This window comes from Vibrio sp. 10N.222.54.A3 (assembly GCF_041474095.1).
In the GTDB taxonomy this organism is placed as follows: domain Bacteria; phylum Pseudomonadota; class Gammaproteobacteria; order Enterobacterales; family Vibrionaceae; genus Vibrio; species Vibrio crassostreae_C.
This window is the reverse complement of record NZ_JBFRTN010000181.1, coordinates 1-485: the sequence shown is the minus strand read 5'-3', so window position 1 is coordinate 485 and position 485 is coordinate 1. Positions and strand designations below refer to the sequence as shown.

General features: G+C 47.4%; 2 tRNA genes and 1 rRNA gene. All 3 read right to left on the bottom strand.

The features are described from left to right. Window positions 1-36: 36 nt before the first annotated feature. Window positions 37-113 (bottom strand) — tRNA-Trp (locus AB4507_RS22855). A gap of 59 nt (window positions 114-172) precedes the next feature. Next, window positions 173-249, bottom strand: a tRNA-Asp gene (locus AB4507_RS22850). A 78-nt stretch (window positions 250-327) separates the two neighbouring features. After that, window positions 328-443: ribosomal RNA gene (rrf, locus tag AB4507_RS22845) — 5S ribosomal RNA — on the bottom strand. Between the last annotated feature and the right edge of the window lie 42 nt (window positions 444-485).

The window sequence follows — 485 nt, the reverse complement described above, 5'->3', positions numbered from 1 at the left end:
AAAAAGGCTCTAGCATTTCTGCTAGAGCCTTAAATATGGCAGGGGTGGAGAGATTCGAACTCCCAACACGCGGATTTGGAATCCGCTGCTCTGCCAATTGGAGCTACACCCCTAAAACTTTCATTACTTCAGATTCGAAAAAACCTCGCACTAGGCGAGGTTATCGAATAAGTGGCGGAGTGGACGGGACTCGAACCCGCGACCCCCGGCGTGACAGGCCGGTATTCTAACCAACTGAACTACCACTCCGCAGTGGAATACTTGTCGTCGCTGACAAGTGTTCAAACTTTTTGTCTTCACTTTTTAAAAAGTGAAAATAAATTTGGAGCCTGGCGATGTCCTACTCTCACATGGGGAAGCCCCACACTACCATCGGCGCTATTGTGTTTCACTTCTGAGTTCGGCATGGAATCAGGTGGGTCCACAATGCTATGGTCGCCAAGCAAATTTTGCTTTTACTTTCAGCTTTTTTAAAAACTGAAGGC